The organism is Paraburkholderia caledonica NBRC 102488, from assembly GCF_000685095.1.
Taxonomy (GTDB): Bacteria; Pseudomonadota; Gammaproteobacteria; order Burkholderiales; family Burkholderiaceae; genus Paraburkholderia; species Paraburkholderia caledonica.
Genome location: NZ_BAYE01000032.1, coordinates 1 through 22,387 on the forward strand (window position 1 = coordinate 1; position 22,387 = coordinate 22,387).

Here is a 22,387-nt window from a genome sequence, read left to right on the forward strand (position 1 = left end):
CAGCCAGGCAATCAAATCGTCGTCAATCGACGAAAATTGGCTCGAATCTATCCCCGGCTATTTCAGTAACTTCAGTAACCAGGCGACAATTAAGCCCTCTTTCGCGTCGCAAATTGATCCGGCAGCCCCGCGGTAAAACGGTCCAGCCGTTCGCTGACCTCGGTAACTGCCCAAAGCGGAGCGCGGTGCAATTGCTGGTCGTAGTTGGTAGCGATCTGTGCAAATATCGCGAATCCGTTTTCATCGAGCATCCATCTGCCGGTATCTCGTCCGGTGTCGAATACCTTGACTATCGTGCGCTCGGCCTCGCCGAGTTGCTCGCCAGTTGCGGAGCCGAAACCCGATTCGGCCAGAAAACCCGTCAGCAGCATTACTTGCGTCAGTGTCTGAGCATCACCTATCCCGCCGTCGCCTCGTCGCAACGCGTCGAGCGCCAAATGCACGCGCAACGCGAGCTCGTCGGCGGTTTGGCGTGCCATCGGAAGGAGCATCGCCTTGGCATGCCGGGCGCGTGCCGCGCCGGTGTTTCGGGAGAATGGAATAGGTTGTGCCATGAAGGTCCCATGAAGGTGCTGTGCAGATGCAATAACGGCGCGCCCGTCAAAAGGTTGAGCTTTCTTGCCGTCAGGGAGGTGTCAGGAATTTTGTGTGCTGAGGTCGGTTAAAAATCTCAGCTGATGGCGGCGGTGAATCGCTCGCCGAAGAGGATGGCGAACTGATTGACTGCTTGCCGCCAGGTGATAGGTGGCATCTTCCAATCCTTTTCGATGTTGCGCCAGGCCAGGTACAGCAGTTTGCTAGCGGCTTCGTCGCTCGGAAAGTGACCGCGGTTCTTGACGATCTTGCGCAACTGCATGTGCATGCTTTCGATCGCGTTGGTTGTGTATAGGATTTTGCGCACCTCCGGCGGATAGGCCAAGAACGGGATGACTTGCTCCTATTGGCTCTGCCACATGGCAGCCACCGTAGGCAGTTTCCTGCCCCATTCGCTTTGAGAGAAAGCTTGCAGCGCCGCCTCGGCGGCTTCGGCGGTGGCGGCCTGATAGATCGGCTTGAGCGCAGCCGCCAACGGCTTACCGTCCTTCCAGCTCGCCAGATTCAGCGAATTGCGGATCAGATGCACGATGCAGGTCTGGATCCGGGCAGCCGGATATCATTGGGCTGGTGGCGGGGGTGCCTGGAGGAGGCGGCGGCTGACGGCTGTCAATGCCGCGCCCGAGCCTGTCAGAATTTTAGTGTGCCGAGGTCATGAGACGATAACGGAATTACGTCCTATGACCGAAGCAACTGTGACCAGGAAGAGCAAGAGCCCGAAGGCGCCGAAGCTGTTCCCCCGATGAACTGATCGACCAACTACCGGGGCAGATCCAGAACAAGGATGCCGAGTCGGTTCTCGGCGAATCGGGCCTGGCCGGGCAACTGAAGAAGCAACGGGCTGAGCGCATGCTGGCAGCGGAGCTGACGCATCACCTGGAGAACGGGGCGGAGCAAGGCAAGGCGGGCAACCTCGGCCACCGACCTCGGCGACCAACCGTTACCACCAACCTGCACCACCACCAACCCCGCCGTCACACCCCGCCGTCACACCCCGTCACTCCCCGCCATCACCCCCATCGGCCTCCGCATCCACGGGACCAGCACTGCGCGCCCGCACCCGGCGGCGGATCTCCGAGTCGAGAATAAGTCGCCCGCGCAGCTTCCCCTTCATCCGTTTCACATATCGCGGCGCCTCGGTCATATGGACCGTCATCAGCTCGCGCACTTTGTCGACGTCACGCTCACGCGCCGCTTTTGTGATCGCCTTATGAATTTTGACGTTGGCCTGGCCGAACCGCTCGTGCTCTGCCTGCGGCGTATCGTTACGAAACTCGATGAGCTGCCGGATCATCTCGTTGATCAGCTCGCAACTGAAACGCAGGAACGGATTCGGGTTAGCCGCCGCGAGAATGTCGTGGAAGTTCACGTCCTCCTGGCGCTGCCGGACGATGTCCTGCCCGCCGTGCGCCGAAGCCGGCCGATCGCAGCAAGCAATGCTCGCCTCGAGCGCTTCGAAATCCTGCTCTGTCAGGTGCGGCACCGCGCCTGCCGCGAGTTCCGGCTCGAGCAGTTTGCGCACGGTGTAAATGTCGTCAATCGAAACGTCCTTGAAGAACAGATAGTTCTGCAGAAGCTGCAATGTCCGATCGAGCGGCACTTCCACCACCATGCCCCCGCCGGCAGGGCCGGTCGTCACCTTGATGAGCCCTTGAACTTCGAGCGACTTCAGCGCCTCGCGGATCGTGCTCTTACTTACCGAGAAGAGTTGCTGCAACTCGACCTCGCGTGGCAGGCGATCGCCCGGCTTCAGGTCCTTTTCCGTAATCAGTCGCTTGATTTCTTCCGCGACCAGATCGCCGCGTTTCTGCTGCTTGATCTCAATCGCTGCGCCAGCCTTGGTTCGATCCATGGCCATCTTCATGCTCCCATTTGTGTACCGCACCATCGGCGTTCCGCCGGCGCCCACTGCGGCGCAAGCAAAGCTGCGTCGTTGCCCGCCAGGAATTTTGCCTTATTGACACCGGAATTTATTGTACCTACGATCATATTCAACGTATTTATCATGATAAATAGAACAAAGCCGATGTGGTGGAAAGTTCACCGTGGCCAGCAAGCTTTCGCAGTCGTTCAGTGCGTGTCTCTTCCAAGGAGCGTCATTTTGAATCGCCGAAATATGTTGAAGCTGGCCGCGTTGTCGGCCGTTCCGGGCACGTTGGGGTCGCTCGTCGCGCGCAGCGCCTTCGCACAGGCAGGCAGCGTGCAGTTCGCTTGTCCGGTGCCGATGTCGGGTGCGTTCGCCGCCAACGGGAAGTATGCAGACCTCGGTATGAAGCTCGCCATCGAACAATATGGCAAGGTTCTCGGCGAACCGCTCGCCTATTCGGTGCTCGACACGGAAGGCAAGCCGGCAACAGCGGTGCGCCGCGTTCAGGAAATCGCGCAACAGAAGAATGCACGATTCTTTGCTGGCGGTATTTTGTCGTCCGAATCATTGGCGATGGGCAAGGAAGTCCAGAAAGCCGGCGGCGTCTTCATCACCACAGCGGGTGCGGACGAAATCACGGGGAAAGACTGCAACGATGCGACCTTCCGCTGGTCGGTGCCCACGTATGGCGCAATTGAACAGACCGTGCGTCCGCTAATTCAGATGATGCCGAAGGCCAAACGCTGGTACACGATCACGCCGCAATACGTGTTCGGCGACGGCCTGTTGTCCGCCGCAAAAGCCGTCTTCAAGGAGAAGGGCATCGAGCATGTAGGCAACAGTTATCACTCGCTGAACGAGAAAGAGTTCAGTGGTTATTTGACGAACGCAGTCGCCGCCAAGCCGGACGTGTTGCTCATCCTCAACTTCGGTTCGCAATCTTCCGACACGCTGCGCCAGGCGGTCAGCTTCGGCATGAAGAACAACTGCACGATTCTGCTCGCGTGGGCTTCCGGTCTCGAGCAGTTCGAATCGCTCGGTGCGGACTTGTGCGACGGCGTGTATTTCGGCGCACAGTATTGGCACGCAATCGACTCGCCGCTCAACCGCGATCTCGTCAAACGCACGCAGGCGGCCTTCAAGACGAATCCGAACTACAGCCTGGCGGGCTCGTACATCTGCACGAAGATTCTGCTGGACGGCATTGTGAAAGCCGGCAACGTCGATCCGAAGAAAGTGGTCGCCGCGCTCGAAGGCATGAAATACGATGGTTTGACAGGACCCGAAGAGGTTCGCAAAGGCGATCATCAGGTGCTGAAGAACTATTATCTGTTGAAGGGCAAGGCGAAGAGCAAGATGAAAAACGCCGACGACTACGCGGATATCGTCAGTTCAGGGCAATCGTTTCTGCCTCTCGACAAGACCGGTTGCAAGCTGGCGTGATTCGCGCGGGCGCCGCGGTGTCTCGCACACCGCAGCACATACACATGCGAGCGCATGTGAGCACGAAGCGTACGCACAAGCGCACGCACACGCAGTGAATTTCGCCAATTCCTCACACGGACGCCATGAACGTTTATCTCCTGCAGATCGTCAACGGCATCGGGGTCGGGATGCTGTATTTCCTGCTCGCGGTGGGCTTGTCGATCGTGTTCGGCCTCTTGCGCTTCGTGAACTTCGCGCACGGCGCCTTCTATCTGCTTGGCGCCTACTTCTGCTATCAGGCGATGCAGTGGTCGATGAGCTTCTGGACAGCACTGATCGTCGTGCCGATTGCGGTCGGCGCCTTGGCATGGGTCGTCGAAAAGCTGATTTTGCGGCACGTCTACGCGCAGCAGCACGAGTTCCATATTCTCGTGACCGTAGGCCTCGCGCTCGTCGTGCAGGAATGCGCGATCCTCGTGTGGGGGCCGCTCGGTGACAACGTGGCCGTTCCCGACATGCTGAACGGCGTGGTGATCTGGGGCAGTTTTGTTTATCCCAAGTACCGTCTGTTCGTGATCGGCTTCACTGCAGTGCTCGCGGCGTTGCTCTGGTGGGTGCTCGAGGGCACGCGTCTCGGCAGCGCGGTGCGCGCCGGCAGCGAATCGACGGAGATGGTATCGCTGCTCGGCATCAACGTGTTGCGGGTGTTCAGCCTCGTGTTCGCGCTCGGTGCCGCAACCGCCGCGCTCGCCGGCGTGCTCGCCGCGCCGATTCGCGGCGTCGATCCTTTTATGGGCATAGAGGCGCTCGGTGTTGCGTTCGTCGTCGTGGTGGTGGGTGGCATGGGCAATTTCCTCGGCGCGCTGGTCGGTGGCCTGCTGGTTGGCATCGTGCAAAGCGTCATGAGCACGCTGTGGCCCGAAGGCGCGCGCTTGATGATCTACGTCGCGATGGCGGCCGTCCTTCTGCTGCGGCCCAATGGCCTACTCGGGAGAGCCGCGTGATCGATACTTCCAAAGCCGCTGCAACGAAAGCAGTTTCGCGCGCATCGCAGCCCGTTCTGCGACACGCGCTGCATCGCTATCGGTTCCTGTTGCTCGCGCTGCTCGTCGTGTGCATCTTGCCCCTAACGTTGCGCTCCGGCTCGCTCGCGACAGAAGTGCTCGTGTTCGCGCTCGCCGCATTGGGCTGCAATCTTCTGCTCGGTCATACGGGACTGCTGTCCTTCGGGCAGGGCATTTTCTTCGGACTCGGCAGCTATAGCGCGGGGCTCGTGCTGACCAGGGCCGCGTTGCCGGTGCCCGTCGCGCTGCTGGCGGCAATCGCGATCGGCGCGATAGCGGCCGCATTGGTCGGATGGTTTTCGATCAGACAGCGCGGCACATACTTCGTGATGCTGACGCTTGCATTCGGACAACTGTTCTACTTCCTCGCCTACACCACGCCGGACCTGACCGGCGGCGACAACGGACTGCTCGACATTCCGCGACCGGCGCTCGGGTTGCCCGGCAAAGCGCTGATTCCGCTCGCTTCCCCGTGGCAGTACTACGGATTCGTCGCGGTACTTTTCCTCGTCGTGTTCTGGCTGTTGATGCGCGTCTCGCACTCGGTATTCGGCCGCACGCTGCTTGCGATCCGCGACAACGAAGCACGCGCCGCCGCCGTCGGCTACGACGTCAAGCGATTCAAGCTGATGGCGTTCGTCATCTCCGGTGCAGTAACCGGACTCGCGGGCGCACTGCATGCGTTGATGACCGGCATCGCGCCACTGTCCAACATCGATTACCACACGAGCGAGATGATCCTCGTGATGACCGTGATCGGCGGCACCGGCAACCTCTTCGCGTCCGTGCTGGGCGCCGCTTTCTATGTGCTGTTCGCCGACTGGCTCTCGACGTTGTGGCCGCGCTGGCTGCTGTTGCTCGGTATCGTGCTGATGGCGGTGAGCCTGTACATGCAGCGCGGCCTATGGGGACTCGGCGAGCGCATATGGCATGCCATGCGCCGCAATGACGGCGCCGATGCAAACGCAGCAGCCGACGACACCGCAAAGGAGCGCGCATGAGCGAGGCGATTCTGAACGCAAGCGGCCTCGTGAAACGCTACGGTAAATTCACGGCGCTCTCCGAGGTCAACCTGCGCATCATGCCGCGCACCGTGCACTCGGTAATCGGTCCGAACGGCGCGGGCAAGACCACGCTTTTCCATGTTCTGACCGGGACTCTGCCGATCACCGCGGGGACGATTGTCTTCGACGGACACGACGTGACGCACGAGCCCGATCACAAGCGTGTGCGTCGCGGCGTCGCGAGATCGTTTCAGGTGACGAGTCTGTTCGCCAATCTGAGCGTGCAGGAAAACTTGCGGCTCGCTGCGCAAGGTGTCGACTCCGTGCGTGCGCTCAATGCATGGACGCCGCCGCGCGGCGCACTGGCCCACACCGAAACCGTCGACGACATACTCGAACGCCTCGCGTTGCAGCGTTTCAGCAAAGTGTCAGCAGGCGCTCTGTCGCACGGTCAGCAGCGGCGGCTCGAAGTCGGCATGGCACTCGCGGCGCGTCCCAAGGCGATCTTTCTCGACGAGCCGACGTCGGGCATGGGTATCGACGATCTCGACGACATGAAGCAACTGATTCGCGGCCTGCGCGAGGACTACACCGTCGTCCTGATCGAGCACAACATGGGCATTGTGATGGACATCTCCGACACGATCACCGTCATGCAACAAGGGCGCGTGCTGGTGGAAGGGCGGCCCGATGAAATTCGCGGCGATGAGCGCGTGCGCAGCGCCTATCTCGGCAACATGATTACCGGAGGCCGCGCATGATTCTCGACGTGCAGCAGATTCACGGCTTCTACGGCAAAAGTCACATCCTGCAAGGCGTTTCGTTGCAGATCGCGGAAGGTGAGACGGTCACGCTGCTGGGCCGCAACGGCGCAGGAAAATCCACCACGCTCAAGGCGATCGCGGGCGTCGTCGCGCCGAAGAACGGCAGCGTGACGTTCAACGGCGCGACCATAAGCGGGCTGCAGCCGCATAAGATCGCCTCGCGTGGTGTGTGTTTCGTGCCCGAACACCGCGGTGTTTTCCGGTTGCTCACCGTGGAAGAAAACTTGCGGCTCGGCGCGCGCAAAGACTCGCCGTGGCAACTCGACGACATCTACCGCATTTTTCCGCGGCTGAAAGAGCGACGTGCGAACGGCGGCGGACAGCTGTCCGGTGGCGAACAGCAGATGCTAGCGGTTGGCCGTGCGCTGATGAATCATCCGCGCCTTCTGATGCTCGATGAACCGGTAGAAGGTCTCGCGCCGGTGATCGTCGAAGAAATCGTCGCGCAACTCAAGCTCATTCGCGAGGCAGGTGTGGCGATCTTGCTCGTTGAGCAGAACCTCGAAGTCTGCACGCAACTCGCGGATCGTCACTACATCATCGAACAGGGCGTGATCGTTTATTCGGGCGACAATGCGTCGTTCGCCGCCGACGACTCGATCAAGGACCGCTATCTGGGCGTCGGCGTTGTCTGAGTCAGCGCCGACTTCACTATAAGGAAGCACTGATGCAAGTTCATGAATCGCAACCTACGGAGGCAGTGAGTCGTTTGCGCGTCGATGGCGAGCGGCTTTGGAACAGTCTCATGCAGCTCGCGAAAATTGGAGCGACCGAGAAGGGCGGCGTCTGTCGGCTCGCGCTAACGGAACTGGATCGCATCGCGCGCGACCGGGTCGTTAGTTGGGCGAAGGAAATCGGCTGCACGGTTCGCATCGACGCGATCGGCAACATTTTTGTGCGCCGCGCCGGTTTGCGCGACGACCTGCCTCCGGTGATGACCGGCAGCCATATCGATACACAGCCGACCGGCGGCAAGTTCGACGGCAACTACGGCGTGCTCGCCGGCATCGAAGTGCTGCGCACGCTGGCCGGTGCGAACATTACAACGCTCGCGCCGATCGAAGTCGCGGTCTGGACCAACGAGGAAGGCTCGCGCTTCGTTCCTGTGATGATGGGCTCAGGCGTGTTTGCAGGCGCTTTCACGCTCGAACATGCGCTTGCTCAGCGGGATCGGGACGGCGTGTCCGTGCGCGACGCGCTGACCGCAATCGGCTACGTTAGCGAAGACACGAAGCCGCATACCGTTGGTGCGTATTTCGAAGCACACATCGAGCAAGGCCCGGTGCTGGAAGCAAACGATAAAACTATCGGCATCGTGCAAGGCGCACTCGGTCAACGCTGGTACGACGTGACCGTGCACGGCATGGAGGCGCACGCAGGGCCGACGCCGATGGAATTGCGCCGCGATGCGCTGCTCGTTGCCGCCGACCTCATTCACGCCGTGAACCGTATCGCGCTCGATCATGCGCCGCATGGGCGCGGCACCGTAGGCTGGGTCGATGTGCATCCGAACTCACGCAACGTGATTCCGGGCCGCGTCAAATTGACGGTCGATCTGCGCGCCGCCGACGACACCACGCTGACCGCAATGGACAGCGCGCTGCGCAGCGCCTGCACGGTCGCGAGCGAAAAAGCGGGCATCGCGGTTGATGTCGAGCCGGTCGTGTACTTCGCGCCGCAACCGTTCGCGACGGAACTGGTGGCCGCCGTCAAACACGGCGCGGAGATGCTGGGCCTCTCGTCAATGGACGTGATCAGCGGTGCCGGCCATGACGCCGTGTATCTTGCGCGCGTCGCGCCTGCTGCGATGATCTTCGTGCCCTGCAAGGACGGTATCAGCCACAACGAAATCGAGGACGCGCGCGCTGATCATCTGGAAGCCGGCTGCAACGTGTTGCTTCACGCAATGTTGAGAGCGGCGCAAATTGTCCAGACAGCGCCGATGTCGGAGGGTTCGAACGTATGAAAATCCTTATTGCGCGGATGAATCACGAGACCAACACGTTCTCGCCGGTGCCGACGCCGTTGTCCGCTTTCGGCCAGAACGGTGCGAACGCCGGCCCGAGCTTCAACGACGACGCGTTCAACGACAACAACGGCATGCAGACCGCAATGGCCGCATTCATCGACGCCGCTGCGCGCGAAGGCGCGCAGATCGTTACGCCGGTGTCGGCGGCGGCCAACCCGAGCGGGCCCGTCGAAGCGGCCGCATACGACGCAATCTGCGACGCAATTCTGGCAGCCGCGAGCGGATGCGATGCAGTGATGCTAGACCTGCACGGCGCAATGGTCGCGGAAAATTCGAATGACGGCGAGGGCGATCTCCTCGAACGCGTGCGCGCGGCATTGCCCAATGCCCCGATTGCCGTCGCGCTCGATCTGCACGGCAATGTCACGCAGAAAATGATCGACAACGCGGACGTAATCGTCAGCTTCAAGACCTATCCGCACGTCGATATGTATGAAACCGGCGCGCACGCCGCGCGTCTGCTGTTTGCTCTGATACATGGCGAGGCGAAGCCGGTCATCGCCTGGCGCCAGCCGCCGCTGCTCACGCACACGCTGCGCAGCGCAACCGCTGAGGGCGCGATGAAGCGTGCCGTCGACGCCGCGCGCGCCGCCGAGGCCGACGGCATGCTCGCGGTCTCGGTGTTGTCCGGCTTTTCGCTCGCGGATATCGCTGCGCCGTGTATCAGCGTCGTGGTTGTCGGCAATGGAGAGCGCGCGCAAGCGGAAGCAGTGGCCGAGCGAATCGCGCAACAAATCTGGAACGAGCGCGAGGAGTTCGTCTATCGCAGCGCGCCGCTCGCCGAATCGGTTGCCCAAGCCGCCGCTCTAGCGAAAGACGCCGACAAGCCGGTGCTGCTGCTGGATCATGGCGACAACTGCATGTCGGGCGGCACGTGCGACACGATGGATCTGCTCGAAGAAGCGCTCCGGCAGAATCTGGAAGGCATCGTCACTGGGCCGTTGTGCGATCCGCAGGCGGTGGCCGCATTGATGGCCGCGGGCGTCGGCAGCGCGGTGACCGTCACGATCGGCAACAAGGTTGGAAGCAGTGCGGTGACGCCGCGCGCGCCCGTCGCGATGACCGGTGTGGTGCGCGCCTTGACCGACGGCGAATATGTGATCAGCGGTCCGACTTACACCGGACAGCGAGCACACATGGGACGCGCCGCGGTTCTCGATACGGGCACGGTGAAACTGGTCGTGACCGAACACACGCATGAGCCGTGGGACCTCGGCGTGTTCGAAAGCGTTGGTATCGACCCGCGTCGCGCGCGCTTCCTGCTACTCAAATCGCGCATGTATTGCCGTCCGGTTTTCGTGCCGATCTCCGCCGGGCTCGTGGAATGCGATAGCCGGGGCGTGACGAGTTCGGACTACGGCCTGTTCGCTTTCCGGAATATCCGGCGCCCGGTCTTTCCGCTTGATGCAAATACCGAATGGAGCGCGTCGTAATGCGTGGCGCGAGCGTCGACAACAAGAATGCCGTCTGACTCTTGTACAGTTTCGACAGACTCTCTATAATTCGCGCCTCTACAGGCTCGTAGCTCAGTTGGTTAGAGCACCACCTTGACATGGTGGGGGTCGTTGGTTCGAATCCAATCGAGCCTACCAACGCATCAGTGAGGTGGACGAAAGCGGCTCCGCTTTCGTCCACTGTCCTGTCAAAACAGTCGCTGTAACTCCTCGCTTTCTTCTCTCCGCATTCAATACGTCGCGCGTTGCACGGCGGCCGTCGTTGCGGACGCATTCACGACAGACTCAACGTCGAATCCATAGAACGAACGAGCAGTGGTGCGCAAGATCGCGCCGAGAGCGGTCGAATCGAGACCGGCGTCAAGCAGCGTCGACAAGGTGTCGCCATAGCTCGTCACCGCTTCGTATTGCGTGTGCGGCCAGTCGCTGCCCCACATCAAACGGTCCGGGCCGAATTGCTCGATCAATTGCTGTGTTGCATCTGCAACGAACCGCGAATCCGGTGCGGTACAGCGATATGCGCCCGACAGCTTCACCCACACACGCCGCGTCTTGCCAAAGCCGAGCAGCGCTTGGAACCCCTGATCCTGCGTGCCCAAAGCCGGATCGGGCCGGCCGAAATGATCGACGACGACTCGCACGCCGCGCTCCAGAAGCTGGTCGATCAGCGGTGCCAGATCGGCTGCGTTTCTGTGCAACTCGACATGCCAATCCAGTCGCGCAACGTGGTCCAGCAACGACGTCCACGGTCGCGCGCGCAAATCCGGCAGCGTCTGCTCGATAAGGTTAAGGCGAACGCCCGTCACGCAACGCCTATGCAGATCGTCAAGATCATTCGCGCTTATGTCTGGGGCAACGACAGCAACGCCGCGCAGACGCTCGGTGTCCGCGGATAACGCTTGCAACAGATAACTATTGTCGGTGCCGAGAAAGCTCGGCTGCACGAGTACCGCATGCGTCATTCCATGCGCGTTCAGCAGCGGCAGATAGTCGTCGAGCGTTGCGTCGTAGGCGGGCGCGTAGCGGCGGTCGCCGGTCAACGGCAAGCCCTGCTCGAAAACGTGTGCGTGGGTGTCGACGCCAGCGTGTGCAAACGACGGTAAGGATGCGTGTGCGTTCATATTCAACTGCGCGGGGAGTTCAGGTTGAGGCGCGCTGCGTCGGCGGCATCGGCGGCATCTGCGGCCCGCTCCGGCGCGCTATCACGCAGACGCTTGCCGCGCGTTTCCGGAAGCAGCAGTACCGCGGTCATCGCAAGCCCGTAGGCAATGGCTGCGTCGATGCCGATGGCCGCGCCGAGCGACATCGAATGGCTCATGTAGCCGACCAGAACCGGAAAGCCTGCGGATGCAATGCGCCCGAAGTTGTAGCAGAAGCCGACGCCGGTGCCACGCATGTCGGCGGGATACAGTTCGTTGAAGAGCGGGCCGAGGCTCGCCGGAATGCCGGCGGCAAAGAGGCCGAGCGGGAAGCCAAGCACGAGCATCTGCATATTCGTCAACGGCAACATCACGTATGCGAGCACGGTGACGATGCAGCAGAAAGCGAATAACGCGATGTTGCGACGCCGGCCGATCCGGTCGAGCAGGTACGCGCTCAGCATGCAGCCGCACCAGAACGCGACGATTACGACAGCGAGGTAACCGCCGGTATTCAACACCGACAGATGCCGTTCCTTCGCGAGAAACGTGGGCAGCCACGTCATGATCGCGTAGTAGCCGCCGTGAGCGCCCGTGCCGAGCACCGCACCGATGATCGTGGTTCGAAGGACGCGAGGCTGAAACACTTGCAGGATCTGACCGAACGCTGAGACCTTGGGACCGACTCGCGCGCCGGCGGGCTCAATGCGCACCGGCTCTTTCAGATTGCGCCGCACAAATAGCACGAGGCCGGCGGGCAGCAGGCCGACTGCGAACATCACGCGCCAGGCGGTGTCGGCGGGAAGCCATGAGAATACGGCTGCGTAGACCAGCACCGCGGCGCCCCAACCCACGGCCCACGCGCTTTGCACCGCGCCCATTGCCTTGCCGCGATGTTCGGTGCGGATCGTCTCCGCCATGAGCACAGCACCGGCAGCCCATTCGCCGCCGAATCCAAAGCCTTGCAGCGCTTTAAGCAGCAACAGCTGCGGGAAATTCTGAGCGAATGCGCACAGGAAGGTGAAGCCGGCGAACCAGAGAATCGTCATCTGCAAGGTGCGCACTCGGCCGAAGCGGTCCGACAGCGCGCCAGCAATCCAGCCGCCTAGCGCCGACGAGACCAGGGTCACACCGCTGATCGCGCCCGCCTGCGTGTGGTCGATGCCATACGCCGCGATGATCGCTGGAATGGCAAGCGTGAACATCTGCACGTCGAGCGCGTCCAGACCCCATCCCGCGAAACACCCCCAGAAGGTGTTGCGCTCCACAGGCGTGCCCTGCCTGTACCAATTGAACATAGCCATCTCCGTCCGTTCGTCCTGCTGTTCCAGTGATTCATATATATGACTGTATGAATCTTGCGCCCATTCGGACTGCTGGTCATTGGGTAATAACCCTTGCTCGCTTTCGATCGATTCAATGCGGTACAGTAGTTACTCCTCTGCATAACTGTATGAATCCATGAATACGGCGTCTTTCGTGTCCAGGCCGGACGACCGGCTGCCCCGTTATCAGCAATTGCGCGACGACCTCGTGAGCCGCATTGCCGCCGGCGAATGGGCGCCCGAAGAGGCCATCGCTACCGAGGCGGAACTAGGCCAGTTCTACAACGTTTCGACCGGCACCGTGCGCAAGGCGATCGACCTGCTGGTCAGCGACGGCGTGCTTACCCGCACTCAAGGCAAAGGCACGTTCGTGCGGCGGCCGCGCTTCGATTCGTCGCTGTTCCGCTTCTTTCGTTTTGTCTCGCGCGACGGCCAGCCGGTGCGCCCCACCGCGCGCGTCCTGAGGCGCGAGGTGGTGAAGCCCAATGAAGAGATTCGCAACGCTCTGCGGATGAAGGCCTCGGAGAAGGCAATTCATCTGTCGCGCGTGCGAATGATCGAAGGGCAGGCGGTGTTGTCGGAGGAAATCTGGCTGCCGCGCGCCCGCTTCGAAGCGCTTGCCGCGTTGCCGCTCGACAAATTCGAAGACCTGCTGTACCCGCTCTACGAACGGCTCTGCAAGCAGATGGTGGCCTCGGCGACCGAAATACTCCGCGTAGAACAGGCTACCGCCGAAACCGCCTCACTGCTCGGCATGAAAACCGGCAGCCCGGTGATTCTGGTTCACCGCGTCGCCTCCGACTTCGCCGGCACGCCGTTCGAATGGCGCAGCACGCGCGGCGCGGCCGATACGTTCCAGTACCAGGTCGAAATTCGCTAGACCCGCGTTAGCCCGCCGGTTTCCGCCGAACACAGCTTCCCACTCAGGGTGGCGTTGCCCGTCATGCGGGTATCACCCCATGGCGTCCGGCTGAAATTCCTACAATCATATATATGACTGTATCAATTTTTATTTGCCGGGCAGTCGGGCAAGCGGAGAAACCATGTCCACACAACTAACATTCGAGCAGCAGGTCATGAAAAAGATGGCGTGGCGGTTAATGCCGCTGCTCATCGTCATGTTCCTGATTTCGTTCATCGACCGCCAGAACGTCGGCTTCGCCAAGCTGGAGATGGTGCACGACCTCGGCATGACCGAAGCGTCGTACGGATTGGGCGCGTCGCTGTTCTTCATCGGCTATCTGCTGTTCGAGGTGCCCAGCACGCTCGCGCTGCATCGCTTCGGCGCGCGTGCGTGGCTCGCCCGCATTATGATGACGTGGGGCATCGTCACGGTGCTGATGGCGTTTGCCCGTTCGCTGCCGGTGTTTTATTCGTTCCGCTTTGCGTTGGGCGTCGCTGAAGCCGGGTTCTATCCGGGCGTGATCTATTACCTCACGCAGTGGTTCCCGCAGAGCTATCGCACGAAAGTGCTTGGCTTCTTCACGCTCGGCAGTTCGCTCGCCAATATGCTCGGCTCGCTGATCGGCGGCCTGTTGCTCACGTTGGGCGGCACGTGGGGGTTTGCCGGCTGGCAGTGGGTGTTCATCGCGACCGGTCTGCCGGCCGTGGTGATCGCATTTGTCGCGCTGAAGTATCTGCCGAATTCGGTGAGCGACGCACCGTTCCTCTCGCAACAGGAAAAGGATGTGGTGCTCGCCGCGCTCAAGCGCGAAGCAGCGGAGGATGCCAAGGCGACGCATCCGTGGGCTGCGCTGCTCGATCCGAGGGTGCTGATGTTCGCGCTGACCTACATGCTGATGTCGACGTCGCTGTACGGCGTGACCTACTGGATGCCGACGCTGCTCAAGAGCGACGGTGTATCGTCGTCGCTCAATGGCGTGCTCAATATGATTCCGTGGGCGCTCGCCACGCTGCTGTTGCTCTGGCTTCCCGGCAAGCTCAAGCGTGAGCGCGTGGTCTTGAGGGCGATGAGCATTGTTGCAGCGGTTGGCGTGGTGGGCTTCTCGTCGAGCCTCGTGCTGCCCACCGCAACGCTGCGCTTTGCGGCGCTATGCGTGGGCGGGGCATGCATTCCGTTACTGTATCCGTGCTTCTGGTCGCTGCCGCCGCGCTTTTTCTCGGGCGCACGCGCCGCTGCGAGTGTCGCGGCGATCAATGCGATCGGCAATCTCGGCGGCTTCGCGGGGCAGAACCTGATGCCTTATGTCGGCAAAGCGGCGCATAGCCAGATTGCGCCGATGCTGGTGCCCACTGCATGTCTTCTGACGTTGGGAATTGGTACGGGCATCGCTGCTTTGGTCAGCGCCCGCCGTCGCACAACACTTGCAGCAGCAACGGTACGTTAGCGCGACTAGACGCAGTGTGACGCGGCCGTGTCTATGCAGGGCCGCTAGCACGCATTGTTAAGCCCGCCTCAAGGACGAAGCAGGTCGAAGCTCGCCAGCACGAGCACACCGGTCACCGCGATCAGCGCCACCGAATGCTGACCGAAGTAGAGAAGCGCCGCAGCCGACCACGACGCGAGCGTGAATACCGCGAGCTTTTTCATCGGAACCCCAGGGACGCGGCGAGCAGGCCGCTCACTATGCCGCAGACCACCACGGCCAACGCGACGACGGTCAGGACCCGCTTCGGAAACGAGCGACCCAGCATCGCCATAGACGGTACGCTGATTAGCGGCAGCGTCATCAGCAGCGCGCCCGCAGGCCCGGCTGCCATGCCGAAAGACAGCATCGCCTGAATGATCGGCACTTCGCCCGCCGTCGGAATCACGAACAGCGTGCCGGCGATGGACAGCGCGACGATCCACAGCACGCTGTTGTCGATGTCCGGACCAACGTGCGAAAAGAGCCACGCGCGTGCCGCGCCGAGAATCAGCACCAGCACGATGTATTCGGGCACGAGACGCAGCGTCATCGTGCCGAGTATTTTCACCCAGCGGGTGAATGCGGTGCCCGGTTCATCCGTCGTGACCAGTTGCGCGATGGCTTCGCGCGACGCCTCGGCTTCCTTCGGCGTCACCATGCGGTTCACGAGATAGCCGAGGCCGAACACCATCACCAGGCCGAGAGCGAGCCGCAAGCCCATCCACTGCCAGCCGAGCACGAAACCCATGAAGATCAGCGTGGCCGGATTGAGCGCTGTATTGCCGAGCCAGAATGCGATTGCCGCGCCGGGCGCCGCCTGCCGCGCGCGCAGTCCCGCCACCACCGGCGCTGCGCAGCAGGTGCACATCATGCCGGGCAACGACATCAGGCCGCCTTTCACGACGCTGCTGAAGTCGCTGCGACCGAGCGCGCGTGCGACCCATTGCGGCGGAATCAGCGCCTGCACCGCGGAGCCGAGCAACAGACCCAGCACCATTGCCTGCCAGATGGCCTTGCCGTAGGCAAGCGCGTAGTCGATCGCGGACTGCCACGACGCTGCGGGCGCGCTTGCCGACGTACCCATCAGGATCGACTTGCCGATCGAATGCTGGCTTGCGGCGACAAAGGCCCGGTTGTAATACGGAAACCACTTCACATAGAAGAGTCCGACGACGGCGATCGCGAGGAATACGATCCAGCCAAGCGCGACGCGGGGCTGCCGAAGGGTTGATTGCATGTTGTTCGTAACGTTAAGGTTGGGTCAGACTAGCGCGACTGAACGCTTATCGAGTTGCGCGAGGAGCGCTTTAGCCTGATCGACGACGTCTGCGTCGTTCGGCCGGAACCTGATTTTCAGCGCCTGCGGCAGTTGCGTGAAATGCTGATGGCTGCTGCGCGCGTATGCGGGATCGTAGTGCAGTTCAATCAACTCGTTCGCGAGTTCCGCGCGCCGGTTTTCGTCGACGAGTTTTTGCCAACCGGCGACGCGTTCGCGGCTATGCAAGCCGATCAAACGTTCCAGCTGCGCCTTCAACGACTCGCGATCGTCGAACAGTTGCGCGTAGTCGTGAAGCAGAAACGCCGAGCGGTCCTCGCGGCTCGCCGCCACTTCCACACAATCGCCGCGATGAAACGTGTCGAGCAGAGCGAGCGGCAGCGTGATTGCGCCGATGCGACGGCTCTCCGCTTCAACGAACACCGGGCGCGCGGGATCGAAGCTGCGCAGCGCGCTCACGAGCAAGGTGTCAAAGCCCTTTTGTGACGGCTGCGCGACGCCGGCCCATGCGCCGAGCAGCGAGCCGCGATGCGCGGCGAGCGCTTCGAGGTCCAGCGTCTGCGCACCTGCTTCGTGGAGCGCGGCGAGGAGCCGCGTCTTGCCGCTCCCGGTCGGACCCACCAGTGCGACGTAACGGAATTGGCTCGGCAGCGTGGTGAGCGCCTCGACGGTTGCGCGCCGATAAGTCTTGTACCCGCCGTCGAGTTGACGCGCGGGCCAGCCGATCATGTTGAAGAGCGTGGTGACGGAGCCCGAGCGTTTGCCGCCGCGCCAGCAATAAACCAGCGGCCGCCAGTTGCGCGGCCGGTCGGCGAACGTCGTTTCCAGATGAAGCGCGATGTTGCGGGCCACCAGCGCCGCGCCCACCTTCGTGGCTTCGAACGGCGACACCTGCTTGTACATCGTGCCGACCAGCACGCGTTCCTCGTTGCTGAGCACCGGCGCGTTCATTGCGCCCGGAATATGGTCCTCGGCAAACTCGAGAGGCGTGCGTACGTCGATGATTTCATCGAAATCACCTGCTTGATCGAGGCTGACGAGTAGGTTTTTCAAGGGCGTACGGAGGAAAAGCGGACGAAGCGGTGCCGGATAGACCGAAATTATCGCATGCGGCGCGATTGGCGGCAGGGCGCGGCTTTCTGCAACCTTTCACCGCGCCTTGTCAGCCGCCGCCTTCTTTCAGATCACTTCTACGCGCCCTTCGCCTGCAACCATTTCGCCGATCACGCGGGCGTCGCCGAAACCGTCGGCGTGAAAGAGCGCCAGCACGTCGTCCACAGCCTCGGGTGAACATGAAACCAGCAGGCCGCCCGAGGTTTGTGGGTCCGTGAGCAAGGTGCGCGCGCTCGGCTGCAAAGTCGCCGGTAACGAAATATCTTTACCGTAGGCATCCCAGTTGCGCCCGGAGGCGCCTGTGAAAACGCCGGCTTCGGCAAAGTCGACGACGCCCGGCAGCCACGGCAGGTCGGCGTAACGCACGCGCGCGGTGAGCTTAGAGCCGCGCGCCAGTTCCAGCGTATGGCCGAGCAGGCCGAAGCCCGTGATGTCGGTGAGCGCATGCACGCCGTCGAGCCCGGCGAGTTGCGCGCCCGGGCGGTTCAGCTTGGTCGTCGCGCCGATCATGGCGGCGTAGCCGTTCGCGTCGAGCCGGTCTTTCTTCAGCGCGGCGGAAAGCACGCCGACGCCGAGCGGTTTGCCGAGAATCAGCACGTCGCCGGCCTGCGCGCCCGCGTTGCGCTTCACGCGCCGCGGATCGACCACACCGATTGCGACAAGGCCATAGATGGGCTCGACCGAATCGATCGAATGTCCGCCCGCGAGCGGAATGCCGGCGTCCGCGCACACCGACTCGCCGCCCTTGAGCACTGCCGCAATGACGTCGTGCGGCAACACGTTGATCGGCATTCCGACGATGGCGAGCGCCATCAGCGGTTTGCCGCCCATTGCATAGACATCGGAGAGCGCGTTCGTTGCGGCAATGCGGCCGAAGTCGAACGGATCGTCGACGATCGGCATGAAGAAGTCTGTGGTCGCGACGATCGCCTGCTCGTCGTTCAGCTTGTAGACGGCGGCGTCGTCGGCGGTATCGTTGCCGACCAGCAGGTCCGGGAAGAACGGCAGCGGCGCGCTGCGTTTGAGCAGGTCAGCGAGCAGGCCGGGGGCGATCTTGCAGCCGCACCCGCCGCCGTGCGACAGGCTGGTGAGGCGGGGCGAGGAGCTTGCTTGGGCTTGGCGGTCGATCATTGTGGCGCGAATTTGTGGCTTGAATGATCGCATTATGAGGGTTGTGGACTTCGTGCGCTTCGGAGTTCCCCGCAGCCGGACCGCAGCACCGGCGGCATTCAACGCAGGATTCAACGCAGGATGTCGGTCGCTTTTTGATTCCCGTCCACGCCTTCCACGAGAATTACCGGTCCGCGAGCATGCCGCATGCGCAACGGCAGGATGCGCCGATACGCGTCCGACGCATACCAGGCGCGCGCCGTCGGAAGGTCGGGAAACTCGATCGCGATCAGGTCGCCGTGCCACTCGCCTTCCACGACGTGCGGCCGTGCGCCGTGTACGATGAATCGGCCGCCGAATGGCGCAAGGGTTGCGTCGATACCCTCGAGGTATTCGACAATCTCAGCGCACATTTCAACGTCGTGCAAATGGGCAATCGCATACGCAGTCATGTTCACTCCTCCATGCATGAATAAACCGGAACTTGCATGCTGCGTATGATTGCCCTCGCCCGGAGGCGCGTCGATTACCTCGCAGGTAATGGAATCCGCAATGTGCGGACTTAACCGAGCCAGCCCTTGATCGACTCGATCATCGCGGCGGTTGAAATACCATAGCGGTCGTGCAGTGTCGGCAGTGCGCCCGCTGCAAGAAATGCATCGGGGAGCGCCACCTGCCTGAACGGGCACGACACTCCGGCGCGCATCAGTTCGCCCGCAATGGCCTCACCGAGACCGCCGATCGTCGTATGGTTTTCCGCCACCACGACGAGCCTGCCCGAACGCTTCGCTTCGCGCACGATCGTCTGCGTGTCGAGCGGCTTGATGGTCGGCACGTGCAGCACGCCCACGCCGATGTTGTCGCGCTCCAGCGCTTTCGCGACTTCCAGCGCGCGCATGGTCATGATGCCCGACGAGATGACGAGCACTTCCGCGCCGTCGCGCAGCATCTTTGCCTTGCCGAGTTCGAACGTGTAGTCGTATTCATCCAGCACCGCAGGCACGTTGCCGCGCAAAAGACGCGCATACACAGGGCCGTTGTGTGCGGCAATGGCGGGCACCATCTGTTCGATGTCGAGCGCATCGCATGGATCGATAACGGTCATGTTCGGCATCGCGCGCATCAACGCCAGGTCTTCCGCGGCCTGGTGGCTAGGACCGTAGCCAGTGGTCAGCCCGGGCAGCGCGCAGACGATCTTCACATCGAGGTTGTCTTCGGCAATGGCCTGGTGCATGAAGTCATACGCACGGCGCGTCGCGAACACCGCGTAGGTAGTCACGAACGGCTGTGCGCCTTCGTGCGCGAGGCCCGCCGCTGCGCCCATCAGCAATTGCTCGGCCATGCCCATCTGGTAGTAGCGCTCAGGGAATTCCTTCGCGAAGATATGCAGGTCCGTGTACTTGCCGAGATCGGCCGTCATGCCGACAACGTTGGTTTTCTGTCGAGCCAATTCGACGAGTGCGTGACCGAAAGGCGCCGAGCGCGTGAGCTGGCCTTCGCCCGCAATGGACGCGATCATCGCCGAGGTCTTCAGGCGCGGTTTGCTGATGGTTGCGTTGCTCATGCTTGTCTCCCTGCTTCCAGTGCTTCGAGCGCCAATTGCCATTCGTGCGCATCGACGCGGATAAAGTGGTTCTTCTCGCGCTCTTCGAGGAACGGCACGCCGCAACCCATGCGCGTATCGGCCACGATCATGCGCGGCTCCTTGCCGGGATGCTTGCGGGCCGCATCGAACGCGGCGGCCACGGCGCCGATATCGTTGCCGTCCACACGTTGCGTGAACCACCCGAATGCTTCGAGCTTCTCCACTAGCGGTTCGAACGCCATGATCTGTGTCGACGGCCCGTCGGCCTGCTGGTTGTTCACGTCTACAACGGCGATCAGGTTGTCGAGCTTCCAGTGGCTCGCGGACATGATGCCTTCCCAGATCGCGCCTTCGTCGAGTTCGCCGTCCGAGAACAGCGTGTACACGAACGACTTCGAGCCCTTGCGCTTGAGTCCGAGACACCGGCCGACCGCGATCGTCAGGCCGTGTCCGAGCGAGCCGCCGGACATCTCCATGCCGGGCGTGTAGCTCGCCATGCCGGACATGGGCAGACGGCTGTCGTCGCTGCCGTAGGTCTCCAGTTCTTCGGCGGGCAGAATGCCAGCTTCGAGCAGCGCCGCGTACAGCGCGATCGCATAGTGTCCGTTCGAGAGCAGGAAGCGGTCGCGCTCTTCCCACTCAGGATCTTCCGGGCGATAGCGCATTGCGCCGAAGTACGCGACTGCCAGTACATCGGCGATGTCGAGCGCTTGCCCGATATAACCCTGGCCCTGCACCTCGCCCATTAAGAGCGCGTTTCTGCGGATGCGGTAAGCGTGTTCGGCAAGAGATGCCGTCGACGCATTGGATGGACTGTTCATGTCGTCTCCTGAGATTTAAGCGGAATAGTTGGAAAAGGTCAGCGGTTCACGGATTTCGCGGGCACGAGGAAGACCAGGCATGCGCCGAGCGTCACCGCAACCGAGATGAAGATCAGTCCCGCTGTCGAGCGGCCTGTCATGTCGTTGAGCCAGCCCACGATGGCGGGCGAAAAGAAGCCCGCAAGATTGGCGAAGCAGTTCACAGCCGCGATGCCGGCTGCGGCAGACATGCCGCCGAGCAGCGCCGTGGGCAGCGACCAGAACTGCGACGACGACGCGAGGATGCCGGCAGCCGCAATGCTCAAACACACGATCGACGCCGGCACGCTGCCGAGCGTAGGCAGGACCGCAAAGCCGGCTGCCGCGATCAGCATCGGAATGGCCAGGTGAAGTCTGCGTTCGCGCCGGCGGTCTGCGCTCATGCCGATCAGCGGCAACGCGACGATCGCGCAGAGATAAGGAATCGCGGTGAACACGCCCACCCACAGCGGATCCGCGACACCTGATTTACGGATGATCGTCGGCAGCCAGAAAGTCAGCCCGTACTGACCGAGCACGACACAGAAATAGATCGCGGCCATCAGCCACAAGCGACGGTCGCCGATGAACGAGCGAATCGAAATATGGGTAGTGGTGTGCGCGTTATCGCCGGCGACATTGCGTGCCAGCAGATTCTTCTCCGACTCGGTGAGCCATTTCGCTTTGGCAATGCCGTCGTCGAGATACAGAAGAATCGCGACTCCAAGCACGAGCGACGGCAGAGCCTCGAGCATGAACAGCCACTTCCAGCCGGCCATATTCATCGCACCGTGGAGCGAATGCAGGATCCAGCCCGACAGCGGACCGCCGACTATGCCCGCGAGCGGAATCGCCATGAAAAACAGCGACAACGCCTTGGCCCTGCGCGCAGCGGGAAACCAGTACGTCAGATAAAGAATGACGCCGGGCGCAAAACCCGCTTCTGCAACGCCGAGCAGAAAGCGCAATACATAAAACGCGGTGGGCGACTTCACGAAGACGAACGACGCGGAAATCACCGCCCAGGTCAGCATGATTCGCGCGAGCCATTTGCGCGCGCCGACACGGTGAAGCACCAGATTGCTCGGCACCTCGAATAAAAAGTAACCGAGAAAGAAGATGCCCGCGCCCATGCCGTAGACGGTCTCGCTAAAGCGCAGATCGTTCAGCATCTGCAGCTTCGCAAAGCCGACGTTGACGCGATCCAGATACGCGCCGAGATAGCACAGCATCAGAAACGGAATCAGCCTGCGGCTTACCTTGGCGTAGGTGCGCGATTCGAAGCTCGTCGCATCAGAGTGTGCCAACACTTCGCCGTCGATAGCAGAAGCGGTGTATTTCGATTTCATGTTTGTCTCCTTCCATGGGCC

At 61.9% G+C, this 22,387-nt stretch carries 21 protein-coding genes, 1 tRNA gene and 2 pseudogenes; 11 read left to right on the forward strand and 13 right to left on the reverse strand.

Features of this window, described 5'->3' with window-relative positions:
• Positions 1–89: 89 nt before the first annotated feature.
• Together BCA01S_RS39290 and BCA01S_RS35765 are read right to left on the reverse strand one after the other, a co-directional pair.
• The gene (locus tag BCA01S_RS39290) at positions 90–554 is read right to left on the reverse strand and encodes a hypothetical protein (RefSeq protein ID WP_027780279.1); all 465 of its coding nucleotides are present in this window, start codon (positions 552–554) and stop codon (positions 90–92) included.
• A 116-nt stretch (positions 555–670) separates the two neighbouring features.
• Positions 671–1,153 (reverse strand): annotated as a pseudogene (locus BCA01S_RS35765) (transposase); the annotation flags it as partial.
• Positions 1,154–1,274: 121 nt separating this feature from the next.
• On the opposite strand from BCA01S_RS35765, the pseudogene BCA01S_RS39295 reads away from it, so the two are divergent.
• A pseudogene (locus BCA01S_RS39295) lies at positions 1,275–1,542 on the forward strand (IS256 family transposase); the annotation flags it as partial.
• A 49-nt stretch (positions 1,543–1,591) separates the two neighbouring features.
• On the opposite strand, the gene BCA01S_RS31380 reads toward BCA01S_RS39295, so the two are convergent.
• Positions 1,592–2,452: a FadR/GntR family transcriptional regulator gene (locus tag BCA01S_RS31380; RefSeq protein ID WP_042320080.1), complete on the reverse strand. Its 861-nt coding sequence runs from the start codon at positions 2,450–2,452 to the stop codon at positions 1,592–1,594.
• Positions 2,453–2,695: 243 nt separating this feature from the next.
• Between BCA01S_RS31380 and BCA01S_RS31385 the strand changes: the two genes are divergently transcribed.
• The 8 genes from BCA01S_RS31385 to BCA01S_RS31420 all read left to right on the forward strand — a co-directional run bounded on the left by BCA01S_RS31385 (position 2,696) and on the right by BCA01S_RS31420 (position 10,399).
• Positions 2,696–3,904 carry an ABC transporter substrate-binding protein gene (locus BCA01S_RS31385; RefSeq protein ID WP_027780284.1) on the forward strand — a complete coding sequence of 403 codons (1,209 nt, stop codon included), beginning with the start codon at positions 2,696–2,698 and terminating at the stop codon, positions 3,902–3,904.
• A gap of 125 nt (positions 3,905–4,029) precedes the next feature.
• The gene (locus tag BCA01S_RS31390; RefSeq protein ID WP_027780285.1) at positions 4,030–4,890 is read left to right on the forward strand and encodes a branched-chain amino acid ABC transporter permease; all 861 of its coding nucleotides are present in this window, start codon (positions 4,030–4,032) and stop codon (positions 4,888–4,890) included.
• A complete protein-coding gene (locus BCA01S_RS31395; RefSeq protein WP_027780286.1) occupies positions 4,887–5,951 on the forward strand; it encodes a branched-chain amino acid ABC transporter permease in 1,065 nt (354 codons plus the stop codon). Before BCA01S_RS31390 ends, BCA01S_RS31395 begins: the two co-directional genes overlap by 4 nt.
• A complete protein-coding gene (locus BCA01S_RS31400; protein WP_027780287.1) occupies positions 5,948–6,715 on the forward strand; it encodes an ABC transporter ATP-binding protein in 768 nt (255 codons plus the stop codon). Before BCA01S_RS31395 ends, BCA01S_RS31400 begins: the two co-directional genes overlap by 4 nt.
• Positions 6,712–7,413 carry an ABC transporter ATP-binding protein gene (locus BCA01S_RS31405; RefSeq protein ID WP_027780288.1) on the forward strand — a complete coding sequence of 234 codons (702 nt, stop codon included), beginning with the start codon at positions 6,712–6,714 and terminating at the stop codon, positions 7,411–7,413. Before BCA01S_RS31400 ends, BCA01S_RS31405 begins: the two co-directional genes overlap by 4 nt.
• 32 nt (positions 7,414–7,445) lie before the next feature.
• Entirely contained in the window at positions 7,446–8,744 is a 1,299-nt protein-coding gene (locus BCA01S_RS31410; protein ID WP_027780289.1) for a Zn-dependent hydrolase, read from the forward strand.
• Positions 8,741–10,240: a M81 family metallopeptidase gene (locus tag BCA01S_RS31415; RefSeq protein WP_027780290.1), complete on the forward strand. Its 1,500-nt coding sequence runs from the start codon at positions 8,741–8,743 to the stop codon at positions 10,238–10,240. The genes BCA01S_RS31410 and BCA01S_RS31415 overlap by 4 nt, the downstream gene beginning before the upstream one ends.
• 82 nt (positions 10,241–10,322) lie before the next feature.
• Positions 10,323–10,399 (forward strand) — tRNA-Val (locus BCA01S_RS31420).
• Between the two features lie 92 nt (positions 10,400–10,491).
• On the opposite strand, the gene BCA01S_RS31425 is transcribed toward BCA01S_RS31420, so the two are convergent.
• The gene (locus BCA01S_RS31425) at positions 10,492–11,382 is read right to left on the reverse strand and encodes an amidohydrolase family protein (RefSeq protein WP_027780291.1); all 891 of its coding nucleotides are present in this window, start codon (positions 11,380–11,382) and stop codon (positions 10,492–10,494) included.
• 2 nt (positions 11,383–11,384) lie between these two features.
• Positions 11,385–12,698, reverse strand: coding sequence for an MFS transporter (locus tag BCA01S_RS31430; protein WP_027780292.1), 1,314 nt, complete (start codon positions 12,696–12,698; stop codon positions 11,385–11,387).
• A gap of 163 nt (positions 12,699–12,861) precedes the next feature.
• Here BCA01S_RS31430 and BCA01S_RS31435 point away from each other — a divergent pair, with 163 nt between their 5' ends.
• Positions 12,862–13,605: a GntR family transcriptional regulator gene (locus BCA01S_RS31435; protein WP_027780293.1), complete on the forward strand. Its 744-nt coding sequence runs from the start codon at positions 12,862–12,864 to the stop codon at positions 13,603–13,605.
• A gap of 163 nt (positions 13,606–13,768) precedes the next feature.
• Positions 13,769–15,073, forward strand: coding sequence for an MFS transporter (locus BCA01S_RS31440; RefSeq protein WP_027780294.1), 1,305 nt, complete (start codon positions 13,769–13,771; stop codon positions 15,071–15,073).
• 68 nt (positions 15,074–15,141) lie between these two features.
• On the opposite strand, the gene BCA01S_RS39300 is transcribed toward BCA01S_RS31440, so the two are convergent.
• The 8 genes from BCA01S_RS39300 to BCA01S_RS31480 form a co-directional block, all read right to left on the reverse strand.
• On the reverse strand, positions 15,142–15,276 hold the full coding sequence (locus BCA01S_RS39300; protein ID WP_006049077.1) for a hypothetical protein: 135 nt from the start codon (positions 15,274–15,276) through the stop codon (positions 15,142–15,144).
• Positions 15,273–16,331, reverse strand: coding sequence for a permease (locus tag BCA01S_RS31450; protein ID WP_027780295.1), 1,059 nt, complete (start codon positions 16,329–16,331; stop codon positions 15,273–15,275). Before BCA01S_RS31450 ends, BCA01S_RS39300 begins: the two co-directional genes overlap by 4 nt.
• 24 nt (positions 16,332–16,355) lie before the next feature.
• A complete protein-coding gene (gene mnmH, locus BCA01S_RS31455; RefSeq protein WP_027780296.1) occupies positions 16,356–17,423 on the reverse strand; it encodes a tRNA 2-selenouridine(34) synthase MnmH in 1,068 nt (355 codons plus the stop codon).
• A gap of 126 nt (positions 17,424–17,549) precedes the next feature.
• A complete protein-coding gene (gene selD, locus BCA01S_RS31460; RefSeq protein ID WP_027780297.1) occupies positions 17,550–18,614 on the reverse strand; it encodes a selenide, water dikinase SelD in 1,065 nt (354 codons plus the stop codon).
• Positions 18,615–18,724: 110 nt separating this feature from the next.
• On the reverse strand, positions 18,725–19,045 hold the full coding sequence (locus tag BCA01S_RS31465) for a DUF1330 domain-containing protein (protein ID WP_027780298.1): 321 nt from the start codon (positions 19,043–19,045) through the stop codon (positions 18,725–18,727).
• Between the two features lie 110 nt (positions 19,046–19,155).
• Positions 19,156–20,157, reverse strand: coding sequence for a transketolase family protein (locus BCA01S_RS31470; RefSeq protein ID WP_027780299.1), 1,002 nt, complete (start codon positions 20,155–20,157; stop codon positions 19,156–19,158).
• Positions 20,154–20,999, reverse strand: a complete 846-nt coding sequence (locus tag BCA01S_RS31475) for a transketolase (protein ID WP_027780300.1) — start codon at positions 20,997–20,999, stop codon at positions 20,154–20,156. Before BCA01S_RS31475 ends, BCA01S_RS31470 begins: the two co-directional genes overlap by 4 nt.
• A 38-nt stretch (positions 21,000–21,037) precedes the next feature.
• On the reverse strand, positions 21,038–22,366 hold the full coding sequence (locus BCA01S_RS31480; RefSeq protein ID WP_027780301.1) for an MFS transporter: 1,329 nt from the start codon (positions 22,364–22,366) through the stop codon (positions 21,038–21,040).
• Positions 22,367–22,387: the final 21 nt, after the last annotated feature.

What these genes read in the sequence shown, in the direction of transcription:
- BCA01S_RS31415 (WP_027780290.1), top strand. Translation starts at nt 8,741, where the DNA reads ATGAAAATCCTTATTGCGCGGATGAATCACGAGACCAACACGTTCTCG.
- BCA01S_RS31480 (WP_027780301.1), bottom strand. Translation starts at nt 22,366, where the DNA reads ATGAAATCGAAATACACCGCTTCTGCTATCGACGGCGAAGTGTTGGCA.
- BCA01S_RS31430 (WP_027780292.1), bottom strand. Translation starts at nt 12,698, where the DNA reads ATGTTCAATTGGTACAGGCAGGGCACGCCTGTGGAGCGCAACACCTTC.
- BCA01S_RS31450 (WP_027780295.1), bottom strand. Translation starts at nt 16,331, where the DNA reads ATGCAATCAACCCTTCGGCAGCCCCGCGTCGCGCTTGGCTGGATCGTA.
- BCA01S_RS31400 (WP_027780287.1), top strand. Translation starts at nt 5,948, where the DNA reads ATGAGCGAGGCGATTCTGAACGCAAGCGGCCTCGTGAAACGCTACGGT.
- BCA01S_RS31440 (WP_027780294.1), top strand. Translation starts at nt 13,769, where the DNA reads ATGTCCACACAACTAACATTCGAGCAGCAGGTCATGAAAAAGATGGCG.
- BCA01S_RS31410 (WP_027780289.1), top strand. Translation starts at nt 7,446, where the DNA reads ATGCAAGTTCATGAATCGCAACCTACGGAGGCAGTGAGTCGTTTGCGC.
- BCA01S_RS39300 (WP_006049077.1), bottom strand. Translation starts at nt 15,276, where the DNA reads ATGAAAAAGCTCGCGGTATTCACGCTCGCGTCGTGGTCGGCTGCGGCG.
- BCA01S_RS31380 (WP_042320080.1), bottom strand. Translation starts at nt 2,452, where the DNA reads ATGGCCATGGATCGAACCAAGGCTGGCGCAGCGATTGAGATCAAGCAG.
- selD (WP_027780297.1), bottom strand. Translation starts at nt 18,614, where the DNA reads ATGATCGACCGCCAAGCCCAAGCAAGCTCCTCGCCCCGCCTCACCAGC.
- BCA01S_RS31475 (WP_027780300.1), bottom strand. Translation starts at nt 20,999, where the DNA reads ATGAACAGTCCATCCAATGCGTCGACGGCATCTCTTGCCGAACACGCT.
- BCA01S_RS39290 (WP_027780279.1), bottom strand. Translation starts at nt 554, where the DNA reads ATGGCACAACCTATTCCATTCTCCCGAAACACCGGCGCGGCACGCGCC.
- BCA01S_RS31390 (WP_027780285.1), top strand. Translation starts at nt 4,030, where the DNA reads ATGAACGTTTATCTCCTGCAGATCGTCAACGGCATCGGGGTCGGGATG.
- BCA01S_RS31425 (WP_027780291.1), bottom strand. Translation starts at nt 11,382, where the DNA reads ATGAACGCACACGCATCCTTACCGTCGTTTGCACACGCTGGCGTCGAC.
- BCA01S_RS31435 (WP_027780293.1), top strand. Translation starts at nt 12,862, where the DNA reads ATGAATACGGCGTCTTTCGTGTCCAGGCCGGACGACCGGCTGCCCCGT.
- BCA01S_RS31405 (WP_027780288.1), top strand. Translation starts at nt 6,712, where the DNA reads ATGATTCTCGACGTGCAGCAGATTCACGGCTTCTACGGCAAAAGTCAC.
- BCA01S_RS31470 (WP_027780299.1), bottom strand. Translation starts at nt 20,157, where the DNA reads ATGAGCAACGCAACCATCAGCAAACCGCGCCTGAAGACCTCGGCGATG.
- BCA01S_RS31465 (WP_027780298.1), bottom strand. Translation starts at nt 19,045, where the DNA reads ATGACTGCGTATGCGATTGCCCATTTGCACGACGTTGAAATGTGCGCT.